The sequence below is a fragment of the Kitasatospora purpeofusca genome (assembly GCF_034043715.1).
GTDB lineage: Bacteria > Actinomycetota > Actinomycetes > Streptomycetales > Streptomycetaceae > Kitasatospora > Kitasatospora purpeofusca_A.
Window position 1 is genome coordinate 77,870 of sequence record NZ_JAXCLC010000027.1, and the last position, 22,606, is coordinate 100,475.

A 22,606-nucleotide genomic window follows, 5' to 3' on the forward strand; every position below is an offset into this window, starting at 1 on the left:
GCCGCCCGGGGGGGCGACGCCACTGGTGGTGCTGCTGTTCAGTTGTTCACCGGTGGATCAGCTGTGCCGTCCCGGGCGGCGGTAGGCGACCAGGCACAGGAGCAGGCCGCCGAGGACGGCGAGGCCGCCGAGCGCCGCGATCAGGCCGTCGGCGGCCGGGCTGCCGGTGTTCGGCAGCGGCTCACCGGTCGGCTTGTGGTGGGTCGGCCGGTGGGTCGGGCTCGGGACCGTGGACGCGGTGGTCGTGGTCGTGGCGGACGGGGAGGTGGCGGACGGGGACGAGGACGTCGGGGACGCGGTCGGCGACGGCGAGGCGGTCGGCGAGGGCGAGGACGTCGGCGAGGGCGAGGCGGTCGGGCTGGGCGAAGAGGTGGGCGACGGCGAGGACGTCGGGCTCGGCGAGGAGGTCGGGCTCGGCGAGGAGGTCGGCGACGGCGAGGACGTCGGGGACGGCGACGGCGACGGGGACGAGCTCTGGAGGACGATGCCCATGTCGAGGTCGAGGTCGCGCTGGCCGCCGGAGACGGTGACGGACTGGGTCACGCCGGTGGTGGGGTCGGCGTCGGAGTCCTTGGTGGGGTCGGTGCCGGCTGCCCGGACGGTGACCTTGGCGCCCTGGGGGAGGGTGGTGAGGTCGAACTGCACCTGGTAGGTGCCGTCGGGGAGCTTGTCGAAGAGGTAGAGGCCGTTGGCGTCGGTGGTGGTGGTGACCGGTTGGCCGTCCTTGTCACGGACCGGCTGGCCGTTGCCGTCGAGGAGGTTGACCTTGACGCCGGGGACGCCGGTGTCGCCGGGCTTCTGGATGCCGGAGCCGTCCTTGTCGACCCAGACGAAGTCACCGATCGCGTTGTTCGGCTCGGTGACCTGCTTCACCGCCACGCCGACCTTGGCCGGCTCGGCGGGCAGCAGCTGCCGGCCCTCGTTGTCGGTGGCGGTGAAGGCGAAGCTGTTCCACGCGTACTCGGTGTCCGGCGCGTCGAACGGGGCGATCATCGGCCAGGTCAGGGTGAACGACTCCCCTGAGGCCACGGCGCCGGCGCGGTGGACGCGGAACCAGGTCGCCGTCCCCGGGGCGGGGAAGGCGGTGGTCCAGACCGCGTTCGGGTTGCAGCCCGTCCGGTCGACGAGCACGCTCTCGACACAGGGGTTGGGGTCGGTGGTGTACTCGATCACCACGCTCGGGTCGCTGCTGACGATCGGCTCGCTGAGCGAGGGCATCCAGGTGCTGCCGCGCTGCGCGTCCTGGGTGAGGACGTAGTTGTCGCCCGGGGCGGGCAGCTTGTCGTAGGCGATGAAGTCGGTGACCGGGTCCGGCGAGTCGTTGCGGACGGTCATCCGGTAGGAGATGCGACCGCCGGGGGTGGTGCTCCCGATGCTCACGTAGTCGGAGTCGAGGTCGCCCTTCACCTCCTTGAACGAGCGCAGCACGCTCGGCACGTCCACCAGGATGTTGGAGGAGGCGTGGCAGAGCAGCTCGGTGGTGTTGCCGTTGCCGTTGAGGTCGAGCACGTCCGGGGTGCTGCCGCTGTCGGAGCCGGAGAACAGGCAGGCGACCGGGCTGGTCGGCTGGTCGACGGTGACGTAGACGTCGTTGGTCAGCTCACCGGAGCGGATGCTGCTGGCGACCTGGACGTCGAAGAGCATCCGGTAGGCCAGCTGGTCGTGCAGGTAGGTCGAGTCGGGCGCGCCGGCCGGCCACTGCATCTTCAGCAGCTGGCGGCCGTCGGGGCCGGGGGTGACGGTGATCGACTCGGGGGCCTTGGCGTCGGGGTAGTTCGGGTCCGGCCGGGCGGAGCCGTCGATGTAGACGACGCCGGGCGGCAGCAGGTCGAACAGGACGAGCGGGCGGTCCAGGTCGTGGGCGCTGCGGTTGTAGGGGATGACCTGGAAGGTGGCCCTGCCGCCGGGGGCGGACAGCTCGCCGGCGACGGTGGTCTTGGCCGCGCCGAGGTTGGTGGCCTCGGTGATGGTGGTGCTGGCGCAGGCGTTGGCGGTGGCGTTGTTGGTGCCGTCGGTCGCGGAGGTGTCGACACAGTTGGTCAGCGGGACGGGGGCGGCGCGCCCGTCGTGGCCGGGAGTGGCGACCTGGGTGACCAGCTGGACCGCGTTGCCGGGGCTCCAGCCGGTGGGGATGGGGCCGTTCCAGACGAACTGGAGGCCGTCGAGCCAGCGGCCGGCGGGGATGCCGAGGATGTCGTTGGCGGGGTCACCGGCGCCCTCCTCGAAGGTGATCCGGCGGGCGGTGGCGCCGTTGAGCGCGGTGCCCGGGGTGAAGGTCAGCCAGGTCGGGTCACCGTTGAGCCGGTACTGGAGGGTCAGCTGGATGCTGGTGGGGTTCCAGGCCTCCAGCTGGAGGGACTGGGGGAAGATCCAGTTGTAGAGGCCCTCGGTGGTGCCGGCGCCCGGGTCGGTGATGGTGAGGCTGGTGGCCGGGCCGGAGGTGTTGGTGGCCGACAGGCTGAAGCTGTTGATGTCACCGGAGACGACGGTGTCGCGCCACACCTTGCTGGCGGTCACCACGACGCCGGTGGCCGGGGGCTGGAACTGGCCGGTGGTGGCACTGGCGGAGTCCAGCGTGGTCTCGGGGTCGGCGCCGAGCGGGTCACCCAGCAGGTCCACGTTGTTGGTGGAGGTGGTGCCGCTGGGGAAGTCGGCCTCCGGGTAGTACACGACCAGCGCGCCGGGGGTGCGGCAGCCGCCGCGGCCGTTGCCGGAGACGAACGGGCCGATGTCGAAGCCCCAGGTGTTGGGGCCGGGGGCGACCTGGGCCCAGCCGGGCGAGCGGCCGGTGTCGACCACCGCGCCGGGCGGCAGGGTGTCGAGCAGGCGGCTGGTGTCCAGGTCGACGTTGGGCACGTTGTCGGTGGCGCAGGAGCTGAACTGGTAGGTGACGGTGCGCCCGTCCTGGCTGCTGGTCTGGATGCCCTTGGTCACCGTGTACTGCGGCTGGACCTCGGCCTGGGTGTTGGCGCTCGCGTTCTGCGAGGTCTCACCGGTGGCGCTCATGGTGGCCGAGTTGGTGGAGGTGGCGCCGTTGGGGGTGGAGAAGTTGGGGTACTTCATGACCACCGTGATGGTGGCGGTGGTGCCGGGGCTGAGGTTCTGCAGCTTGATGTCCATCGTGCCGCCCATCGCGCCCGTCGCGGGCACGGTGGAGGCGGCCTGGTCGACCGAGGAGGGGTCGGGGGTCCAGCCGACGAACTGCATGTTCGAGGGCAGGGTGTCGAGGATCTGGCCGCCGGTGCACTCGTTGATCGAGCACGTGTACCGGAGGGTGTAGGTGACGTTCTCCCCCGGGGAGGCGGTCGCCTTGTCCACGCTCTTGGTGAAGGAGATCGCGGCCTGCGCCGGTGGGGCGATCAGGCCACTGCCCAGGAGGGTTCCTCCTAGGAGGGCGAGAACCGAGGCGATCCGCCCGGTCCGGAAGGGAATACGCATACCGGACAGTTGATCCGACCGTTCATCACACGACCGGGCGACGCGAGGGCAGGTGACGGCGTTTCACCTTGTAGGACGAACGTCAGATCCCACCGTTCGAGTCGATCGGGTCGGAGGGCGGGTCGGTGGCCAGGCCGGACCTCGGGTCGGACACCGGGTTCGAGGCCGGGGCCGAGGCCGGGTTCGCGCCGGTGTGGAGGACGTCGCGGGCCTGCTCGGCGGCGCGGCTGATGCTCTCGCCGACGAAGTCCATGAAGCGCGCGATGTTCTCCAGGCGAACGGCCGCCGGGGTGCCGGTGCCGAGGACGTCGACGCCCTCCCGGGCGGTCTCGGCGAACCGGGCGTGGGCCTGGGCGGCGGCGATCATCGACTGGTACCAGACGTCGCCGTCGACGACATAGCGCTCGCGGCGGCGCTCGTCGCGTTCGCGGCGGACGAGGCCGTGGGCCTCCAGGAACGCGATCGCCTTGGAGACGGACGCCGGGCTCACCTGGAGGCGCTGGACGAGTTCGGCCGCGGTGACGCTGCCCTCGTCGGTGGTGAACACGCAGGTCAGGACCCGGGCCATCATCCTGGGCAGGCCCTGCTGCATCACCAGGGCGGTGAACACCTCCTCGTACGCGCGCACGGCCTCCGGATCGCGCCCGTGGGCGGCCGGCTCGGTCGGCTGCGGTCCGCGGGGGGCGGCCTGCCGGCTCCGGTGGGCGCGGCGCTCGGTGGCGCGGTGGGCCACGTCGGCGCGGTAGGCGGTGGGGCCGCCGTTGCGCATCACCTCGCGGGTGACCGTCGAGGTGGGGCGGTCGAGGCGCCTGGCGATCTCCGCGTAGGCGAGGCCGTCGGCCACCCCCAATGCGATCTGCTGGCGTTCCTGCTGGGTGAGTCTGCCTCCCGGCACCGCGGTCTCCCTTCGTGTCGTCTCCGGCTCGCAGCATAGCGTTCATGCACCGTCAATGCAACGACCGGACGTGCTGACGTTGCGTTGAAAGTAGATTCGTTGCAACGATATCTGGGCTTCCACCTGCGGGAATGGCAGTTCTGCGCAACAAGGCTATTGATGGATAGGCGAACGCAACGTAGCGTTCGTGATGTCAGAAAGCAGCGGGACCACAGCGACCAACAGGAGAGCAGCATCATGGAGAAGTTCGCCACCACCGCCCCGATCACCGCCGTCGTCGACCTGCCGGCCGGCCGGGTCCAGGTGATCGCCGCCGACCGCGCCGACGCCACCGTCGAGGTGCTGCCGGCCGAGTCCGGCCGCGGCCGCGACGTCCGGACCGCCGAGCAGACCGTCGTCGGTTTCCAGGACGGCGTCCTGCGGATCAACACCGTGCCCGGCGGCCGGCTGGCCGGCGCCGGCGCCGTGGAGGTCACCCTCCAGGTGCCCGTCGGCTCCCGGATCGAGGTGACCTCCGAGAGCACCGAGCTGCGGGCCGTCGGCCGCCTCGGTGACGTCGTCGTCGAGGGCGCCTACCGCCGGATCAAGATCGACGAGGCCGACAGCGTGCGGCTCACCGCGGTCGACGGCGACGTCGAGGTCGGCCGGCTCAACGGCCCGGCCGAGATCAGCACCTCCCGGGGCGCCATCCGGATCGCCCAGGCGGTGCGCGGCGCGCTGGTGCTCCGCACCGAGTCCGGCGACATCGAGGTGGCCGCCGCGGCCGGGGTCTCCGCGGCCCTGGACGCCGGTACCGGCCACGGCCGGATCAGCAACAGCCTGCGCAACGACGGCGCCGCGGTCCTCGACATCCGCGCCACCACCTCCTACGGCGACATCGCCGCCCGGAGCCTGTGACCGGCCCGGGTGCGCGGTGCCCGGGTGTGCGCGGGAGCCGGGTGCCGCCGGCGGCGCCCCACCCGCCCCCCGGCGGGCGGGGCGGGTCAGGACGCGGCCGCGGCCGGAGCGGCGGCCGGCACGAGCCGGCCGGCGGCGAGGGTGAACACCTCGTCGACGGCGTCCAGGGCGGCGTGGTCGTGGGTGACCAGCAGCGTGGTGCGGCCGCGGGTCGCGTCGAGGACGTCGGCGAGGACGGCGGCGGCGGTGTCCGGGTCGAGGCCCTCGGTCGGCTCGTCCAGGACCAGCACCGGCGGGTCCGCGAGCAGTGCGCGGGCGAGCAGCAGCCTTCGGCGCTGACCGCCGGAGACGGTGGCACCGTCCCCGCCGAGCATGGTCTCCCAGCCCTCGGGGAGGGAGTCGATCCAGTCGAGCAGCCGGGCCCGGCGGGCCGCGTCGCGGAGCTCCTCGTCGGTGGCGTCGGGGCGGGCCAGCCGCAGATTGGCCCGGACGGTGGTGTGGAAGACGTGGGCGTCCTGGGTCATGCCGGTGATCACCCGGCGGACGTCGGCGCCCGCGCAGTCCCGCAGCTCCCGCCCGCCGACCCGGATGCTGCCGCCCTCGTAGGGGAGGAACCGCATCAGCGCCGCGATCAGGGTGGACTTGCCGGAGCCGCTGGCGCCGACCAGGGCGACCCGGTGGCCGGGCGGCAGCCGCAGGCTCACACCGTCGAGGACGGCCGGGCCGTCGGGGCGGTGCCGCACCCGCAGGCCGGTGATCTCCACGCCGAGCGGTCCGTCGAGGGGGAGCGGGGCCGGGTCGGCCGGGTCGGTGACCGGCAGCGGGGTGTCCATCAGGTCGGCGAGGCGGCGGGCGGAGGCCCAGACGTCGGCCAGCCGGCGGGCGGCGGTGGGCAGGCCGGCGAGGGCGTCGAAGGAGACCAGGGCGAGCACCGCCAGGACGGTGAGCTGGACGGCGGGCAGCCGGCCGTCGGCGTGCGCGCGCAGGCCGAGCCAGGTGACCCCGACCGTGGCCGCCGCCTGGAGCAGCAGGACCACGGCGGAGGCGAGCGAGGTGGTGAGCGCCCGGCGCTCCTCCAGGGCGGCGATCCGGGCGGTGGCCGCCGAGGTCCGCGCGTGGGCGCGGCCCCGGGCGCCGTACGCGGCGAGGTCGGCCGCACCGCGGGTCAGGTCGACGGTGAGTGCGGCGAGTTCGGCCCGCGCGGCCTTCTCGGCGCGGCCGTCCCGGCGGGACAGCGTGAGCACCAGGGCGGGCACCACGAGCCCGGCGAGGACGAGCAGCAGGCCGAGCAGCAGCCCGGCCGGCGGGAGCAGTGCCAGCGCGGTGCCGGCGGCGGCCGCCGCGACCAGGACGGCGGCGGTGACCGGGATCAGCACCCGCAGCAGCAGGTCCTGTGCGGCGTCGACGTCGTCGACCAGGCGGGTCAGCAGGTCGCCGCCGCGGAAGGCGGGGGTGCCGGCCGGGGCGAGCGGGACGAGCGCCTCGTACACCCCGGCGCGGAAGTCGGCCACGGCGCGCAGCACGCCGTCGTGCCCGAGCAGGCGGTCGGCGTAGCGCAGGGTGCCCCGGCCGAGGGCGAGGGCGCGGACGGCGACGATCGCGACGGCGACGGCGGCGATCGGCGGCTGTTCGGCGGCGCGGGTGATCAGCCAGGCGGCGGTGGCCATCAGCGCGGCGCCGCTGAGTTCGCTGCCGGTGGCGGCGAGCACGGCGGGCAGCAGCCGGCGCCAGTGCGGCAGCAACTGGCGCAGCAGCCGGAGGGTGGGGTGGGAGCCGGGGGCGGCGGGGTCGGGCATCGGAGCTCCGGTGGCGAGCGGGCGGGGCGCGGGGAGGCCGGCCGGGGGGTGGGCGTCCGTGCCGAGGGCAGCCGTACTGAGGGCAGCCGTGGGGGCCGGGCGGGTCATGAGCGGACCAGCCCGGTGAGGTCCGCGGCGGCCGGGCGGGACGGCGCGGGGCCGACGGTCCCGGCCCGGACGGTGAGGATCCGGTCGGCGTGCGGCAGCAGGCCGGTCCGGTGGGCGACCACGATCGCGGTGCGTCCGCGCATCAGCTCGGCGGTGGCCCGGGTGACGGCGGCCTCGCTCTCCGGGTCCAGGTGGGCGGTGGGCTCGTCGAGCAGCAGGACGGGCGCGTCCTTGAGGAAGGCGCGGGCCAGGGCGGTGCGCTGGCGCTGGCCGGCGGAGAGCCCGGCGCCGTGCTCGCCGAGGACGGTGTCGTAGCCCTGCGGCAGTGCCGCTATGAAGCCGTCGGCGCAGGCGGCCCGGGCGGCGGCCCGGACCTCGGCGTCGGTGGCGTCCGGGCGGCCGAGGCGGATGTTGTCGGCGACGGAGGTGGCGAACAGGTGCGGGCGCTGCGGGACCCAGGCCACCTGGGCGAGCCAGGCGTCGGGGTCGAGCGCGGCGAGGTCGGTGCCGTCGACCAGGACCCGGCCCGCGCCGGGGGTGACGAAGCCGAGGAGGAGGGCGAGCAGGGTGGACTTGCCCGCGCCGCTCGGGCCGATCAGGGCCAGGTGCTCGCCGGGGTGGACGGTGAGCGAGACGTCGGCGAGGGCGGGTTCGGCGCGGTCGGGGTGGTGGACGGTGACGCCGTCGAGGCGCAGCCGCGCGGCGCGGGCCTCGGGGACGGGCGCCGGGCCGGGCGCCGGGTCGGGGGTCGGGGCCGGGGCCTTGACCAGGAGCCGGGCGCTCGGTGCGGTGGCGGAGTCCGGGTCGCGCGCGCCGTCCGCGTCGCCCGCGCCGTCCGCGTCGCCCGCGCCGTCCGTGCGGCCCGCGCCGTCCGCGCGGTCCTCGTCCAGGAGCGCGAAGACCCGCTCGGCCACCGCGATGCCCTCGGCGCTGTCGTGGAAGGCCGCGCCCGCCGCGCGCAGCGGCAGATAGGCCTCCGGCGCGAGGAAGAGCACGACCAGGGCGGTGCGCAGGTCGAGCGCGCCGTCCAGCAGCCGCAGGCCGACCGGGACGGCGACCAGCGCCACCGACAGGGTGGCGACCGTCTCCAGGACGAGGGAGGAGAGGAAGGCGACCCGCAGGGTGCGCATGGTGGCCCGCCGGTGCGCGTCGGCCATCTCCCGCACCACCGCGGCCTGGTGCCGCTCACGGCCGAACGCGCGCAGGGTGGGCAGCCCGGCGACGACGTCCAGGAAGTGGCCGCCCAGCCGGGCCAGCAGCCGCCACTGCCGGGCGGTGCGCTGGGCGGTGTGCAGGCCGACGAGCGCGCCGAACACCGGGATCAGCGGAAGGGTGACCACCACGATCAGTGCGGAGGTCCAGTCGGCGAGGCCGAGCCGGACGACCACCACCAGCGGGACGACGGCGGTGGCGGCCATGGTGGGCAGGTAGCCCGTGAGATAGGGGTCCAGGGCGTCGAGGCCGCGGGTGAGCAGGGTGGCGGTCTCGCCGTGCCGGCCGGCGGCCAGCCGCCGGGGGCCGGTGTCCCGCAGGTGGGCGGTGAGGCGGTCGCGCAGTTCCCGCTTGGTCGCGGCGGCGGCGCGCTGGGCGAGGGCGCCCCGGCCCCAGGCCAGCAGGGCGCGCAGGGCGAGGACGGCGCCGAGCGCGACGAGCGGGCCGGTCCACCGGCCGCGCCCGGCGAAGCCGTCGGCGAGCAGGCCGGCCAGCAGTTCGGCCTGGCCGAGGACGAGCCCGGCGCCCAGCAGGGCGAGTGCGGTGGAGCTGGTCAAGTGGCGCCGGAGCGCCGGGATCTCGCGCCGCAGGCGGCGTTCGGCCGGCTTCATCCCGTGGTCCTTCCGTGGTCCGCCAGGCGGTCGGACGCCGCCGGCCGGCAGCCGCGGTGGGCTGCCGGCCGACGGCGGTCGGTCAGAAGTAGCTGGGGTGGCGCCGGCCGGTCCGGCCGCGGAACGCCCACCAGCTCCAGCCCTGGTAGAGCAGGATCAGCGGGACGACCACCACGCCGAACCCGATCAGCACCTTCAGCGTGGCCCCGTCGGCGACGGCGTCGTCGACGGTGATCCCGCCGCCGGCGGAGGCCGACAGCAGGTAGGGGTACTGGCCGGCCCCGATCAGCAGCACCGGCAGCGCGGTCGCCAGGCAGGTGGCGGTGAAGGCGAGCGTGTCGAGGCCCTGGCCGAGGTACCACCACCCGGCCGCGAGGGCCGCCACGATCAGGGCGAACAGGACCACCGAGGTCCCCGTCCTGGTCATCGAGGCCCCGGCCCCGAACAGCGAGAGCAGCAGCGCCAGGCCTCCGGCGGCACCCGCCGCGGCGAGCAGCTTGGCGCCCAGCAGCCGTGCGGTGGCGGCGGTCGCGGGCTCCGAGCGGAGCGCGACGAAGGCCGCGCCGTGCCCGGCGAAGAGCAGGGCGGTGGCCACCCCGCAGGTCAGCGCGAACGGCCCGAACACCTCGCCGGCGCCGATGTGGAAGGAGCCGTCCGCCCGGCGGGGCACGCCGTGCAGCAGCAGTCCGACCACGATGCCCCAGCACACGGCGGGCAGTACGCCGCCGAGGACCACCAGGGCGTTCCACACCTTGGCCGCCCGCGGGCCGCGGGAGCGGCCGCGCAGCTGGATGGCGGCGTTGCCGAGCACCAGGCCAGCCAGGATCGCCACGATCAGCGGGTAGAGGCCGGACAGCAGGCTGCCCTCCAGGTGCGGGAAGGCGCCGAACATCACCCCGGCGAAGGCGACCAGCCAGACCTCGTTGCCGAGGAAGAACGGCGCGATCGCGTCGAGCGCGGCGTTCCGCCCGCCCGGTCCGGCATCCGGTCCGGCATCCGGTCCGGCATCCGGTCCGGGGCCGGGGCCAGCGCCGGCGTCCGGTCGGGGCGCCGCGTCGGCGGAGCGGAGGAACGGGGACAGCATCTGGGCGCCGTAGTCGTAGCCGCCCAGTACGAAGTAGCCGGCGAGCAGCAGGCCGAGGAGGGCCAGCCAGAAAGTCTCCAGGCTCATTTAGCCCAACCTTCCGTCACATCAGAGGAGTTCGTCTCGGTGCGGGAGCGGTCGGCCCGCTCAGAAGGCCGGGACCGGCTGCTTCTCGTCGGCACCGCCCGCACCGGGCACGTCGTCGGGCAGCGGGTCGCCGGCGCCGAGCTGGGCGCCGTCCGGGCCGCGGCGGGCGAAGCGGGTGATCAGCGTCCAGTTGGTCACCGCGAGGGCGAGGAAGATGGCGACGAACACCGCGCAGGACACGATCAGGGAGCCCTTGCCGACGTTCGAGACGGCGTCGTCGACGGTCAACTGGCCGTAGACGAGCCACGGCTGGCGGCCGATCTCGCGCACCACCCAGCCGCCGACGGAGGCGATGAACGGCAGCGGGATGATCGCGGTCATCAGGTAGGCGAGCCAGCGCTTGCGTACCAGCAGGTCCTTCAGCAGCAGGAAGACGGCGATGAAGGTGATGGTCGAGACCGTGTTGCCGAGGATGGTCATCAGGTCCATCGAGTTCTTCACCCAGGAGGTCCAGGGCAGGTAGTCCCCGGGACCGTGTCGGGCGACCTCCTGGGCCTGCGCCGCGGCGAGGTCGCCGCCGCTCAGGATGGCGGCCTTGACCGGCTGGGTCCGCTCGATCACCGGGACCTGGAGGTTGCCCACGATGATGACGAAGAAGGAGGAGAGCATGCTCACCCAGACGCCCAGGCGCAGCGAGCTCCGGAAGAGCTCGGTCTCCTTGGTGCCCTTGGCGAAGTGCCAGGCGCTGATGCCGGCCACGAAGATGCCGCCGGTGGTGAGCGCGGCCAGCGCGATGTGGGCGAGGGCCACCTGGGCGTTGGCGTTGGTGACCAGGGCCCAGAAGTCGGTCAGGTAGGCGACGCCGTCGCGGACCTCGTAGCCCACCGGGTGCTGGAGGAAGCCGTTGGCGACCAGGATCCAGAACGCCGAGAGGTAGGCGGTCAGCGCGACCAGCCAGATCAGCGCGACGTGCACACTGCGCCGCATCCGGCCCCAGCCGAAGATCCACATGCCGAGGAAGGTGGACTCGGCGAAGAAGGCGATCAGGGTCTCCAGGGCCAGTGGCGCGCCGAAGACATTGCCCGCGAACTTGCTCAGTCCGCTCCAGCTGAGGCCGAACTGGAACTCCATGACGAGGCCGGTCACGATGCCGACCGCGTAGTTGATGACGTAGAGCTGGCCCCAGAAGCGAGTCATGCGCTCCCGGACCGCGCGTTTGGCGAGGTCGCGGGTGTACGCGGCCCGGGTGTGCATGATCGCCACGATGGGGACCAGCCCCATGGTGAGGATGACGAACAGCCAGTGCACGCTGGTGGTGGCCGCGAACTGGAGTCGGGCCAGATCCGCAGCGCTCATGATGCGACCTTCCTGGGGGGCGGTTGGCCTCCGGGTCGGCGGACGGATGAGGGTGTCGGGGAAGCGGACGCGGGGAGCGGACGCTGGGAAGGGGAGGGTTCCTCGCTCGCGTGTGCAGGTGGCGGGCATCGCTGCCCGCCACCTGCGCGACGAACCCCGCCGCTGACGTTAGGCGAGGATTGCTTATGCCTTCCAAGACCGGTTTTGCTATGTATGGATGACTCGTTGGACATGAGCAGAGGTGAACCGTGGATTTGCTGCAACTGCGCCACTTCCAGGCCGTCGCCCGTTTCGAGCACATCAGCCGGGCCGCCGAGGAGCTGAACGTCGCCCAGCCCTCGCTCAGCCGCACCATCGCCCGGCTGGAGGCCGAGCTGGGCTCGCCGCTCTTCGACCGGCAGGGCCGGCGGATCCGGCTCAACCAGTACGGCGCGGTGTTCCTGCGGCACGTCGACCGGGCGCTGAGCGAACTCGACGACGGGCGCCGGGCGCTGCGCGAGGCCAGGGAGACCGGGCTCGGCCGGGTCGGTGTCGCCTCCGAGACGCTGCTGACCGTCGCCCATCTGATGGGCAGCTTCCGGGCCGCCTTCCCCGGGGCCGAGGTGCGGCTCTTCCAGTCGAACGTCGAGGAGATGGACCGGCAGCTGCGGGCCGGCGAGGTGGACTTCTGCGTCGCCTCGCAGCCGCTGACCGCCGCCAACCTGGACTCGGTCGAGCTGCTGCGGGAGGAGGTGCTGCTGGCCGTCCCGCGCGGGCACTGGCTGGACGGCCGGGAGAGCGTGACGATCGCCGAGATCGCCGACGAGCCGTTCGTCACCACCCGCCGGGGCAACTGGCAACGCGCCCTGCTGGAGCGGCTGTTCGCCACCGAGGGGCTCACTCCGAGGCTGTCCTGCGAGGGTGACGAGCCGGGGGCCAGCCAGGACATGATCAGCACCGGGCTCGGTATCGGCCTGATCCCGGCGATGTCCCGGCTGGCGGGCACCGACTCGCACGTCCCGGTGGCCTGGGTGCACGTGGCCGCGCCGAACTGCTACCGGGTGCTCAACCTGGTCTGGAACCGGGACGCCTACCAGTCCGAGGCGGCCCGCCGGTTCCGTGAATTCACGATCAGCAGGCCGCTCATGACGCACCGTCGGCCCGATCCGCAAGTGGGCCGGGAGTCGGTCTGAGCCTCGTCGGCGCCCCGAAGATCGATCCTGGCGTGCCCCGGACTCCTTTGCTACGCTCAAAAGCGCTGCCGTGTCCTGGCCGAGGGCTTCGCGTGTCCGAATGGCCGGTATGAGATGGCGGGTTGGCAGGATCGACGTTTCCTGCGGCAACCACCGGCGGCGCCGTCCTCCCTCCATTCACCCACTTGACCGGTGCCCTGTGCCGACGTGCCCATGTGCGCGCGCCCGGGCGCCATCGAGGAGTTCCGTCATGCCCAAGATCACGTATGTCGCCGTGGACGCGGCCGAGCGCACGATCGACGTCCCGGCCGGCACCAGCGTCATGCGCGGGGCCGTCTTCAACGACATCGACGGCATCGTCGCCCAGTGCGGCGGGAATCTGCAGTGCGCCACCTGCCACGTCTACGTCGACGAGTCGACGCTCGACAAGCCGGAGCCGATCCGCCCGGACGAGAACGACATGCTGGACTTCACCGCCTGCCCGCGCCGCCCCAACAGCCGCCTGAGCTGCCAGCTCACGGTGACCGAGGCGCTGGACGGCCTGATCGTGCACCTGCCCGAGCGGCAGAAGTGATGGCCGAGGGATCCCACCCCGACCCGGTCGTCGTCGTCGGCGCCGGCCAGGGCGGCTACCAGACGGCGGCCTCGCTGCGTGAGCACGGCTACCGCGGACGGCTCGTCCTCATCGACGCCGAGGACGAGCTCCCCTACGAGAAACCGCCACTGTCCAAGGCCTACCTCAAGGGGGAGGCGGACGAGGCACAGCTCTGGCTGCGGCCGGTGAGCTACTACGCGCGCCAGTCGATCGAGCTGGTCGCGGGTTCGGTGACGGCGGTCGACCCGGCCGCCCGCACGGTCCGGCTGGCCGACGGCTCGGTGTACGAGTACGGCCACCTGGTACTGGCCACCGGGGCGACCCCGCGGACGCTCGGCGTACCGGGGGCCGGGCTGCGCGGTGTGCACACCCTGCGCACCGCGCAGGACGCCGCCGCCCTGCGCGCCTCGCTCGGGAAGGCCCGGCGCGCGGTGGTGGTCGGGGCCGGGTTCATCGGCCTGGAGTTCGCCGCGGCGGCCCGCGGGGCGGGGTGCGAGGTGACGGTGGTCGAGGCCCTCGACCGCCCGCTGGCCAGGGTGGTCTCGGCCCGCACGGCCGAGCACTTCACCCGGCTGCACCGGCGGGAGGGCTCCCGGCTGGTCTTCGGCCAGGGGGTCGCCGCCCTGCACGGCGACGAGCGGGGCGCGGTCGCGGCGGTGGAGCTGGCCGACGGCGCCCGGCTGCCGGCCGACCTGGTGCTGGCGGGGATCGGGGTGATCCCGCGGACCGGACTCGCGGCCGCGGCCGGGCTGCGGGTGAGCGGCGGCATCGTGGTCGACGCCCACCTGCTGACCAGTGATCCGCACATCTCGGCGATCGGCGACTGCGCGGCGTTCCCGCAGGTGCGCTCGGGCAACCGGCTGCGGCTGGAGTCCGTGCAGAACGCGGTGGGGCACGCCGAGCTGGTGGCCGCGCGGCTGACCGGCGAGAGCCGGGGCTACCGCGAGCTGCCGTGGTTCTGGAGCGACCAGTTCGCGACGACCGTGCAGATCGCCGGCCTGGACGAGGGCCACGACACGGAGGTGGTGGTCGGCGAGGACCCGGACGCCTTCTCGGTGCTGCTGTTCCGGGGCGGCGAGCTGCAGGCGGTGGAGTCGGTCAACCGGCCCAGCGACCACCTCGCGTCCCGGCAGCTGCTGGACCGGGGGGTGCCGCTGAACCCGGTCGAGGCCGCCACGCCCGGCTTCACGCTCCGGGGCCACCTCGCGAGCCACCGGGGGGAGCCCGCCGTGCCCGTGGGCTGACCGGACGTCCGGTTGGCCGATACTCGCCGGACCGCGCCCGGACCGCGCCCGCGCCGCCGCACCTCGGCGCGGGCGCCCGGCAACGGAACAAAGGATTCCGAAAACATTGGCCCCACTGCTTTCAAAAGTGCGGCCGAAGAACAACCGTTTTTTTATCCCCGGACGGTTTTCGGCCATGCCCGGGGCGGGCCCGCCGGGCCCGAACCTTCACAGTTAGTTCATAAGCCGCTGTTGCGGAAACATCTGCCGGTGAGGCAGGATTCAAACAAGATCGCTTGCTTGCTCATTCACTCGCCCGAATAACAAACAGGGGATACACCGTGCCTGAATCCGTCAGCCCGCAGGGATTCACCGACGAGGCCGAGCTGCGCCGCCTCAACCGGGCCGTCGTCGAGCGGTACATGAAGACCCTCGGCCAGGACCGGCTGAGCCGGCACGAGCTCTTCACCGAGGACGGCGTGGGCGGCCTGTGGACCACCGACACCGGGTCCCCGGTGGCCACGCACGGCCGGGACCGCCTCGGCGAGCACGCCGTCTGGTCGCTCAAGTGCTTCCCGGACTGGGAGTGGTACAACGTCGAGATCTTCGAGACCCAGGATCCGAACCGCTTCTGGGTCGAGTGCGACGGCCGCGGGAAGATCCTCTTCGGCGATTATCCCGAGGGCTGGTACGAGAACCACTTCATCCACTCGTTCGAACTGGAGAACGGGCGGATCACGCTGCAGCGGGAGTTCATGAATCCGTTCCAGCAGCTGCGCGCCCTGGGTATTCCCGTTCCGGAGATCAAGCGGACCGGAATACCCACCTGAAAAATCAATAATTAGACCGCCGGATCGGAGTACGTCGTGGAAGACGTTATACGGGAGATTCGTATCCGCGGGGCGTTGCAACAACCCGAATGGAGCGACCTACCCCAGGTCAATCGGGTGGGCGAGGCACTGGCCTCTCGTCCCGCCCTGGTCCAGCCGGACGACCTTGCGACCTTGCGAACCCTGCTGGGAAAAGTCGCGCTCGGAGAAGCGCTCGTGCTGCAGTCCGGGGACTGCGCCGAGGATCCGCAGGAATGCACACGTCAACAGGTGGCGCGGAAGTCCGCGCTGCTCGACCTGCTCGCGGGAACGCTCGGTCTGCGGACCGGAAAGCCGGTCCTGCGCGCGGGCCGTATCGCGGGGCAGTTCGCCAAGCCCCGTTCCAAGCCCACCGAAGTCATCGACGGGGTCGAACTTCCGGTTTTCCGCGGGCACATGGTGAATGGACCGGAGCCCGACCCGGAGGTCCGCCGGCCCGATCCGCTGCGCATCCTCACCGGCTACATGGCGGCCGGTGACATCGTCGAGCACCTCGGCTGGCGCGACCGCGCGGCCGGCCGCGACGTGGTCGAGCCCCTCGTGTGGACCAGCCACGAGGCACTGCTGCTCGACTACGAGATGCCGATGCTGCGCGTCGACGACAAGGGCCGGCTGTTCCTCGGCTCCACACACTGGCCGTGGATCGGCGAGCGCACCCGGCAGGTCGAGGGCGCCCACGTCGCACTGCTGTCGCAGGTGGCCAACCCGGTGGCGTGCAAGGTCGGCCCCGGCATGGAGCCGGACGAACTGCTCGCACTGTGCGAGAAGCTCGACCCGTGGCGCGATCCGGGCCGGCTCACGCTCATCGCGCGGATGGGCGCCGAGAACGTGGCGGACCGGCTGCCGAAGCTCGTCGACGCGGTCCGCGGCGCGGGCCACCCCGTGGTCTGGCTCAGCGACCCGGTGCACGGCAACACCGTCACGGCGCCCGGCGGGTACAAGACGCGCCTGGTGGAGACGGTGGCGCTGGAGGTGTCGCGGTTCGTCGAGGCCGTGCGCGGCGCGGGCGGCGTGGCCGGCGGGCTGCACCTGGAGACCACTCCGGACGACGTGACCGAGTGCGCCTCGACCGAGGCCGACCTCGGCTCCGTCGGCGAGCGGTACACCTCGTGCTGCGACCCCCGGCTCAACCCGGCCCAGGCCGTCGACGTGGTGTCGGCCTGGACCGTCTGACCGGTCGGCCGTCCCCGCGCCACTCCTCCGCGCCACGTCCTCCGCCCCGCTCTGCGCGCCCCACTCACGCCCGCGCATCAAGCAAAGAACCGGAGCCATGACCGGCATACCCCCCATCCAGTCGTACCCGTTACCGGCCGAGGGCGAGCTGCCGCCGGCCACCGTGTCCTGGACCGCCGAGGCGGACCGCGCGGTCCTCCTCGTCCACGACATGCAGCGGTACTTCCTCGAGTCCATCCCCGAGAGCACCAGGAACGAACTCGTCGGCAACGCGGCGCGGTTGCGCGACCGCTGCGCCGGCCTGGGCATCCCGGTCGCCTACACCGCCCAGCCGGGCGGCATGACCGACGAGCAGCGCGGCCTCCTCAAGGACTTCTGGGGCCCCGGCATGCGCCCCGCCCCGGAGGACCGCCAGGTGGTCGACGCGCTGGCGCCGGCCCCGCAGGACTGGCTGCTCACCAAGTGGCGCTACAGCGCCTTCTTCCGGACCGACCTGCTGGAGCGGATGCGCGACACCCGCCGCGACCAGCTCGTGCTGTGCGGCGTCTACGCCCACGTGGGCGTGCTGGCCACCGCGATCGAGGCCTTCACCAACGACATCCAGGTGTTCCTCGTCGCCGACGCCACGGCGGACTTCTCCGCCGAGTACCACCGGTCCGCGCTGAAGTACGCCGCCGAGCGGTGTGCCCGGGTCACCACCGTCAAGGGGCTGTTCGGATGACCCGCGACCTGCCCGGGACACCCGGGCCCGACAGTGGTGCCGACAGCGGTCCCGACCTGCTCGCCGAGGTGCTGGCGGGCCGGCCGGAGGCCTTCGCGCTGCTGCACCGGCCCGGTGCGGCCGGCGGGACCGGTCCGGTGGTGGAGGTGCTGACCGGCTCGGTCGCGCTGCCCGCCACGCTGGCCGACATCCCGCTGCCCGGTGCGGAGGCGGCCGCCGCCGCACCGCCCGTCGTCGGGGACCGGCACGAGGTGCTCGTGGTGGTCCCCTACCGGCAGCTCGCCGAGCGCGGCTTCGAGGCCGCCGACGACGGGACCCCGCTGGTGGCGATGACCGTCACCGGCCAGCAGCGGCTGCCGCTGGAACGGGCGCTGGCCCGGATCCCGGACGTGCCGACGCCGCTGGCCGGCGGTGCCTTCGACGTCGACGACGAGGCGTACGGCGAGGTCGTGGGCCGCATCGTCAAGGAGATGATCGGCACCGGCGAGGGCGCGAACTTCGTCATCAAGCGCACCTTCGTCGCCGACATCACCGACTTCGGGCCGCTGAGCGCGCCGGCGCTGTTCCGCCGGCTGCTGGAGCGCGAGAGCGGCGCCTACTGGACCTTCCTGGTGCACACCGGGGAACGGACCCTGGTCGGCGCCTCGCCGGAGCGGCACGTCAGCCTCCGCGACGGCACCGCGGTGATGAACCCGATCAGCGGCACCTACCGCTACCCGCCGTCCGGGCCGACCCTCGCCGGCGTGCTGGAGTTCCTGGCGGACCGCAAGGAGACCGACGAGCTCTACATGGTGCTCGACGAGGAACTCAAGATGATGGCCCGGATCTGCCCGGACGGCGGCCGGGCGGTGGGTCCCTACCTCAAGGAGATGGCCCGGCTCGCGCACACCGAGTACCTGATCGAGGGCCGGACCGATCGCGACGTGCGGGACATCCTGCGCGAGACGATGTTCGCGCCCACCGTGACGGGCAGCCCGGTGGAGAGCGCCTGCCGGATCATCCACCGGTACGAGCCGGGCGGCCGCGGCTACTACAGCGGGGTGGCCGCGCTGATCGGCCGAGACGCGGCGGGGGAGCGGGTCATGGACACCGCGATCCTGATCCGCACCGCGGACATCTCCGAGCAGGGGCGGATCGGCATCGCCGTGGGCTCCACCATCGTGCGGCACTCCGACCCGGCGTCGGAGGCGGCGGAGACCCGGGCCAAGGCGGCCGGGCTGGTCGCCGCGCTCGACGGCGGGCAGCAGCAGCGTTTCGCCGGCCACCCGAGCGTGCTCAGGGCGCTGGAGTCGCGCAACGACTCCATCGCCGACTTCTGGCTCGCCGACACCGCGTCCCGGCTCTCCTCCCGGCCCGAACTGGCCGGGCGCAGCGTGCTGGTGATCGACGCGGAGGACACCTTCACCTCGATGATCGACCAGGAGCTGCGCTCCCTGGGCCTGCGGGTCACGGTCCGCCGGTTCGACGAGGAGTACGCCTTCGAGGGCCACGACCTGGTCGTGATGGGGCCGGGGCCGGGCGATCCGCAGGAGGCCGCGCATCCCAAGATGCGCCATCTGCGGGCGGCGCTCGACACCCTGCTGGCCGAGCGCCGGCCGTTCCTCGCGGTGTGCCTCAGCCACCAGCTGCTCGGACTGCGGCTCGGGCTGCCGATCCGCCGCCGTGCGGTGCCCAACCAGGGCGTGCAGAAGGAGATCGACCTGTTCGGCGGGGCCGAGCGGGTCGGGTTCTACAACACCTTCGCCCTGGTCGCCGAGGCGGCGGAGTTCACCGCCGAGGGCGTGGGCCGGGTCCTGGTGAGCCGGGACCCGGAGAGCGGAGAGGTCCACGCGCTGCGCGGTCCCGGCTTCGCCTCGCTCCAGTTCCACCCCGAGTCCGTCCTCACCAGGGAGGGGCCGCGGATCGTGGCCACCGCCCTGTCCGGACTGCTCGGTCCGGCGCGGGTCCCCGACCCCGCCTGAGCCGCCCGCCGCCCGGCACCGCCGGGCGGCCGGGCCGCCCCAGGACCGCCGGGCCGGCGCTCTCCCCCGTGAGTGCCGGTCCGGCTCCCCCTGCCCGTGGCCGCGTCGCGATCCGGCGCGCGGCCCGGCGCACCGCGCTGTCCGAACGAGGCGCACCCGCGCTGTCCGAACGAGGCGCACCCGCGCTGTCCGAACGAGGCGCACCCGCGTGCTCCGGCCGGGGCCCACCCGTGCGCCCCGGCGCCGAGGTGCGGCACATCCCCGCCGCCGAGCCGCGGCCCGCAGTCCCAATGACGAGAAACGACGAGAGCGGGAGGACCCATGCACAAGTACGTCGTCGTCGACGCGTTCGCGCGCCGGCCCCTCACCGGCAACCCGGTGGCGGTCTTCTTCGGGGCCGACGACCTGTCCGGCGAGCAGATGCAGCGCATCGCCCGGGAGATGAACCTCTCCGAGAGCACCTTCGTCCTCACCCCCAAGCAGGGCGGGGACCACCATGTGCGGATCTTCACCCCGGTGAACGAACTCCCCTTCGCCGGGCACCCGTTGCTCGGCACGGCGATCGCGCTGGGCGGGCACACCGAGGCCGACAGCCTGCGGATCGAGACCGCGATGGGCGTCATCCCGTTCGACCTGGAGCGGGAGGACGGCCGGACCGTCGCCACCAGCATGCGCCAGCCGGTGCCGGTCTGGGAGCCGTTCGAGCGGGCCGAGGAACTGCTGTGGGCGCTCGGGGTGGGCGCGTCGACGCTGCCGGTGGAGATCTACCGCAACGGCCCGCGGCACGTCCTGGTCGGCTTCGAGAGCGTCGAGGCGCTGTCCAAGGTTGACCCGGACCACCGCGCGCTGGCCCGGTTCCCGGACATGGCCACCAACTGCATCGCCGGCTCCGGGACCACCTGGCGCAACCGCATGTTCTCGCCCGCGTACGGGGTCGTGGAGGACGCCGCGACCGGCTCCGCCGCCGGGCCCATCGCCATCCACCTGGCCCGGCACGGCCTGGGCGCCTACGGGCGTCGCATCGAGATCACCCAGGGCGTCGAGATCGGCCGCCCCTCGCCGATGGGCGCGCTGGTGCACGGAGAGGGCGACCGCGTCGACAGCGTCGAGGTGTCGGGCCACGGTGTCGTCACCATCGAAGGAGTGCTGCATGTCTGACCAGTCCGTCCAGTCCGTCCAGGCTGTCCGGCCGGCACCGGCCGACCGGAAGCGGTCCGAGTCGCTGAGCGGGACCGTCGCGCTCGAGTTCCCGGAGTTCCGCACCCCGCCGGCCGAGCCGATGGGCCTGCTGGACTCCTGGCTGGCGGCCGCGGTCGAGCACGGGGTGCGGGAGCCCCGCGCGCTCGCGCTGGCCACCGCCGACGCCCGGGGCCGCAGTTCGTCCCGGATCCTGGTGATCAACCGGATCACCGAGACCGGGATCGTCTTCGCCACCCACGCCGACAGCCAGAAGGGCCGGGAGCTGGCGGAGAACCCGTGGGCGTCCGGGGTCCTGTACTGGCGCGAGACCAGCCAGCAGATCGTGCTGGCCGGCCCGGTGCGGCAGCTGCCCGACGCCACGGCGGAGGAGCTGTGGGCGGCCAGGGCGGTGTTCACCCACCCGATGACCACGGTGTCCCGGCAGAGCCGCCCGGTGGCGGACCTCGAGCACTTCGAGGAGCTGCGGGCGCAGGCGCTGGAGCTGGGCCGGCCGGGGCAGCCGCTGCCCCGGCCCGCGTCCTACGTGGCCTTCGAACTCGTCCCCGACGCGCTGGAGTTCTGGGCCGACGGCACCGACCGGCTGCACGAGCGGCTGCGCTACGACCGCACCGCCGACGGCTGGGGGATCAGCCGGCTCCAGCCCTGACCCCCCGCGCGGCCCGCCGCGCACCCCGACCGGCCCTACCTCCCGAGGAGATGTCATGACCTCGCCACAGATCTTCGCCGACCAGCACGACCAGCACGACCTGCGCGCCCGCAACCGCCGGGCCGTCGAGCAGTACCTGGAGACCGGCCCGGAGGCCCGGCTGCGCCGCTACACCCTCTACACCGAGGACGGCACCGCCGCGCTCTTCTACACCGACATCGGCCGGCCGATCGTCGTCACCGGCCGGGAGAAGCTCAAGCGGCACAACGAGCTCTCGCTCGAAGTCCTGCCCGACTGGCGGTGGTTCGACGTCCACCTGTACGAGACCCAGGACCCGGGCCTGGTCATGGTCGAGTGCGAAGGCGAGGGCACCATCCGCTTCCCCGGCTACCCGGAGGGCCACTACCGCAACCACTTCATCCACGGATTCACGCTCCGGGACGGCCTCATCGCCGCCAGCCGCGAGTACACCAACCCGATCGAGCACATGAAGTCGCTCGGTATCGAGACCCCGCGCATCAGGCGGGACTGGATTCCCACCGACTGACCCGTCGGGCAGGGAGTCCGGGTGCCGGACGCGCGCACGAAGGAGATTCGATGGAGTTCCACTCGTGTCCCAGGAACCACGGACGGGAGGTCCCCGCGGCCGCGGGGTCCGTCCTCTGCGGCCCGTGCATCAGGCAGTTGGAACACACCCTGCGGGCCCTCCCGGAGCTGCACCAGGAGTGCCTGCACCACATCCAGACCGAGCCCCGGCGGCGCAACCCGACCCGGGTCTCCGGGAGTCGTCGCCGGGACCGGCTGAACCTGTCCGCGATCGACGCCCGCAACAACATCGTGGCGATCCTGGAGTCCTGGTCGCGCTTCGCCGCCGAGCGGCTCGGCACCACCGCGGTGATCCGCTCGGTGCCGCACCTGGCCCGGTTCCTCGGACGCCACCTGGACTGGCTCACCGCGCAGCCGCCGGCCGCCGACTTCGCCGACGAGATCGAGGACCTGCGGCTCGAACTGCTCAACGCGATCGACCCCGAGGCCGGCGACCGCGCGGTGCCCACCCGGGCCTGCGTGGTGGACGGCTGCCCCGGGACGATCGACGCCTCACCGCAGCACCACAACGGGGGACGGACCAGCGTCGGCTGCTCGTCCGGACATTCATGGGGGATACGCGAATGGCTCACGCTACGGCACCTCTTGGACCAACCGCGAACGGCGGCCGTCTGACCCGGCCGCCCCGGCACCGGCTCGTGCCGACGAACGTCGCCGCGCTCGCCGCGGGCGTCTCGGAGGCGACCATCCGCAAGTGGGTCAGCCGCGGCAAGATCACCCGCTACGGCACACCGGGCCGCTCGGAGTTCGACATCCAGGAACTCACCGAGATCGCGCTGCGCCGCCGGTCCTGACCGGCCGCCGGTGCCGACCCGGCGCGACAACCCCGCGGATCCATTGCCGGGCGGGCGGGAACACCGCCCGTCAACGGATCCGCGGGAGCTCCGGGACCGGCCGCGCACGGCGGCCGGGGCGCCGACGAGAAGGCCGGGGCTCTCCGCCGCGGCGGCGCGCCC

Annotated in this window: 19 protein-coding genes; 13 read left to right on the forward strand and 6 right to left on the reverse strand. The window is 73.2% G+C overall.

What is annotated here, in order from left to right:
- Positions 1 to 57: 57 nt before the first annotated feature.
- A complete protein-coding gene (locus SM793_RS16330) occupies positions 58 to 3,438 on the reverse strand; it encodes an SdrD B-like domain-containing protein (RefSeq protein ID WP_320438902.1) in 3,381 nt (1,126 codons plus the stop codon).
- Positions 3,439 to 3,520: 82 nt separating this feature from the next.
- Positions 3,521 to 4,333 (reverse strand): GbsR/MarR family transcriptional regulator, encoded by an 813-nt coding sequence (locus tag SM793_RS16335; RefSeq protein WP_320438903.1) that lies wholly within the window; start codon positions 4,331 to 4,333, stop codon positions 3,521 to 3,523.
- Between the two features lie 237 nt (positions 4,334 to 4,570).
- On the opposite strand from SM793_RS16335, the gene SM793_RS16340 reads away from it, so the two are divergent.
- A complete protein-coding gene (locus tag SM793_RS16340) occupies positions 4,571 to 5,230 on the forward strand; it encodes a DUF4097 family beta strand repeat-containing protein (protein ID WP_320438904.1) in 660 nt (219 codons plus the stop codon).
- An 86-nt stretch (positions 5,231 to 5,316) separates the two neighbouring features.
- Here SM793_RS16340 and cydC read toward each other — a convergent pair whose 3' ends face one another.
- The 4 genes from cydC to SM793_RS16360 form a co-directional block, all read right to left on the reverse strand.
- A complete protein-coding gene (cydC, locus tag SM793_RS16345; protein WP_320438905.1) occupies positions 5,317 to 7,026 on the reverse strand; it encodes a thiol reductant ABC exporter subunit CydC in 1,710 nt (569 codons plus the stop codon).
- 104 nt (positions 7,027 to 7,130) lie between these two features.
- Entirely contained in the window at positions 7,131 to 8,957 is a 1,827-nt protein-coding gene (locus SM793_RS16350; protein ID WP_320438906.1) for an ABC transporter ATP-binding protein/permease, read from the reverse strand.
- An 82-nt stretch (positions 8,958 to 9,039) separates the two neighbouring features.
- The gene (locus SM793_RS16355) at positions 9,040 to 10,128 is read right to left on the reverse strand and encodes a cytochrome d ubiquinol oxidase subunit II (RefSeq protein WP_320438907.1); all 1,089 of its coding nucleotides are present in this window, start codon (positions 10,126 to 10,128) and stop codon (positions 9,040 to 9,042) included.
- Between the two features lie 60 nt (positions 10,129 to 10,188).
- The gene (locus tag SM793_RS16360) at positions 10,189 to 11,484 is read right to left on the reverse strand and encodes a cytochrome ubiquinol oxidase subunit I (RefSeq protein ID WP_320438908.1); all 1,296 of its coding nucleotides are present in this window, start codon (positions 11,482 to 11,484) and stop codon (positions 10,189 to 10,191) included.
- Positions 11,485 to 11,732: 248 nt separating this feature from the next.
- Here SM793_RS16360 and SM793_RS16365 point away from each other — a divergent pair, with 248 nt between their 5' ends.
- The 12 genes from SM793_RS16365 (at position 11,733) to SM793_RS16420 (ending at position 22,444) form a co-directional block, all read left to right on the forward strand.
- The gene (locus tag SM793_RS16365) at positions 11,733 to 12,656 is read left to right on the forward strand and encodes a LysR family transcriptional regulator (RefSeq protein WP_320438909.1); all 924 of its coding nucleotides are present in this window, start codon (positions 11,733 to 11,735) and stop codon (positions 12,654 to 12,656) included.
- Between the two features lie 250 nt (positions 12,657 to 12,906).
- Positions 12,907 to 13,230 (forward strand): 2Fe-2S iron-sulfur cluster-binding protein, encoded by a 324-nt coding sequence (locus tag SM793_RS16370; RefSeq protein WP_320438910.1) that lies wholly within the window; start codon positions 12,907 to 12,909, stop codon positions 13,228 to 13,230.
- Positions 13,230 to 14,495 carry an FAD-dependent oxidoreductase gene (locus SM793_RS16375; protein ID WP_320438911.1) on the forward strand — a complete coding sequence of 422 codons (1,266 nt, stop codon included), beginning with the start codon at positions 13,230 to 13,232 and terminating at the stop codon, positions 14,493 to 14,495. Before SM793_RS16370 ends, SM793_RS16375 begins: the two co-directional genes overlap by 1 nt.
- A gap of 320 nt (positions 14,496 to 14,815) precedes the next feature.
- The gene (locus SM793_RS16380) at positions 14,816 to 15,304 is read left to right on the forward strand and encodes a PhzA/PhzB family protein (protein WP_266311902.1); all 489 of its coding nucleotides are present in this window, start codon (positions 14,816 to 14,818) and stop codon (positions 15,302 to 15,304) included.
- Positions 15,305 to 15,340: 36 nt separating this feature from the next.
- The gene (locus tag SM793_RS16385) at positions 15,341 to 16,516 is read left to right on the forward strand and encodes a 3-deoxy-7-phosphoheptulonate synthase (RefSeq protein WP_320438912.1); all 1,176 of its coding nucleotides are present in this window, start codon (positions 15,341 to 15,343) and stop codon (positions 16,514 to 16,516) included.
- Positions 16,517 to 16,613: 97 nt separating this feature from the next.
- Positions 16,614 to 17,237 (forward strand): isochorismatase family protein, encoded by a 624-nt coding sequence (locus tag SM793_RS16390; protein ID WP_320438913.1) that lies wholly within the window; start codon positions 16,614 to 16,616, stop codon positions 17,235 to 17,237.
- The gene (locus SM793_RS16395) at positions 17,234 to 19,198 is read left to right on the forward strand and encodes an anthranilate synthase family protein (protein WP_320438914.1); all 1,965 of its coding nucleotides are present in this window, start codon (positions 17,234 to 17,236) and stop codon (positions 19,196 to 19,198) included. The genes SM793_RS16390 and SM793_RS16395 overlap by 4 nt, the downstream gene beginning before the upstream one ends.
- A 321-nt stretch (positions 19,199 to 19,519) precedes the next feature.
- Positions 19,520 to 20,356: a PhzF family phenazine biosynthesis isomerase gene (locus SM793_RS16400; protein ID WP_320438915.1), complete on the forward strand. Its 837-nt coding sequence runs from the start codon at positions 19,520 to 19,522 to the stop codon at positions 20,354 to 20,356.
- Positions 20,349 to 21,044: a phenazine biosynthesis FMN-dependent oxidase PhzG gene (phzG, locus tag SM793_RS16405; RefSeq protein WP_320438916.1), complete on the forward strand. Its 696-nt coding sequence runs from the start codon at positions 20,349 to 20,351 to the stop codon at positions 21,042 to 21,044. The genes SM793_RS16400 and phzG overlap by 8 nt, the downstream gene beginning before the upstream one ends.
- 55 nt (positions 21,045 to 21,099) lie before the next feature.
- The gene (locus SM793_RS16410; RefSeq protein ID WP_320438917.1) at positions 21,100 to 21,591 is read left to right on the forward strand and encodes a PhzA/PhzB family protein; all 492 of its coding nucleotides are present in this window, start codon (positions 21,100 to 21,102) and stop codon (positions 21,589 to 21,591) included.
- Positions 21,592 to 21,728: 137 nt separating this feature from the next.
- The gene (locus SM793_RS16415; RefSeq protein WP_320438918.1) at positions 21,729 to 22,265 is read left to right on the forward strand and encodes a hypothetical protein; all 537 of its coding nucleotides are present in this window, start codon (positions 21,729 to 21,731) and stop codon (positions 22,263 to 22,265) included.
- Between the two features lie 23 nt (positions 22,266 to 22,288).
- Entirely contained in the window at positions 22,289 to 22,444 is a 156-nt protein-coding gene (locus SM793_RS16420; RefSeq protein ID WP_157855447.1) for a hypothetical protein, read from the forward strand.
- Positions 22,445 to 22,606: the final 162 nt, after the last annotated feature.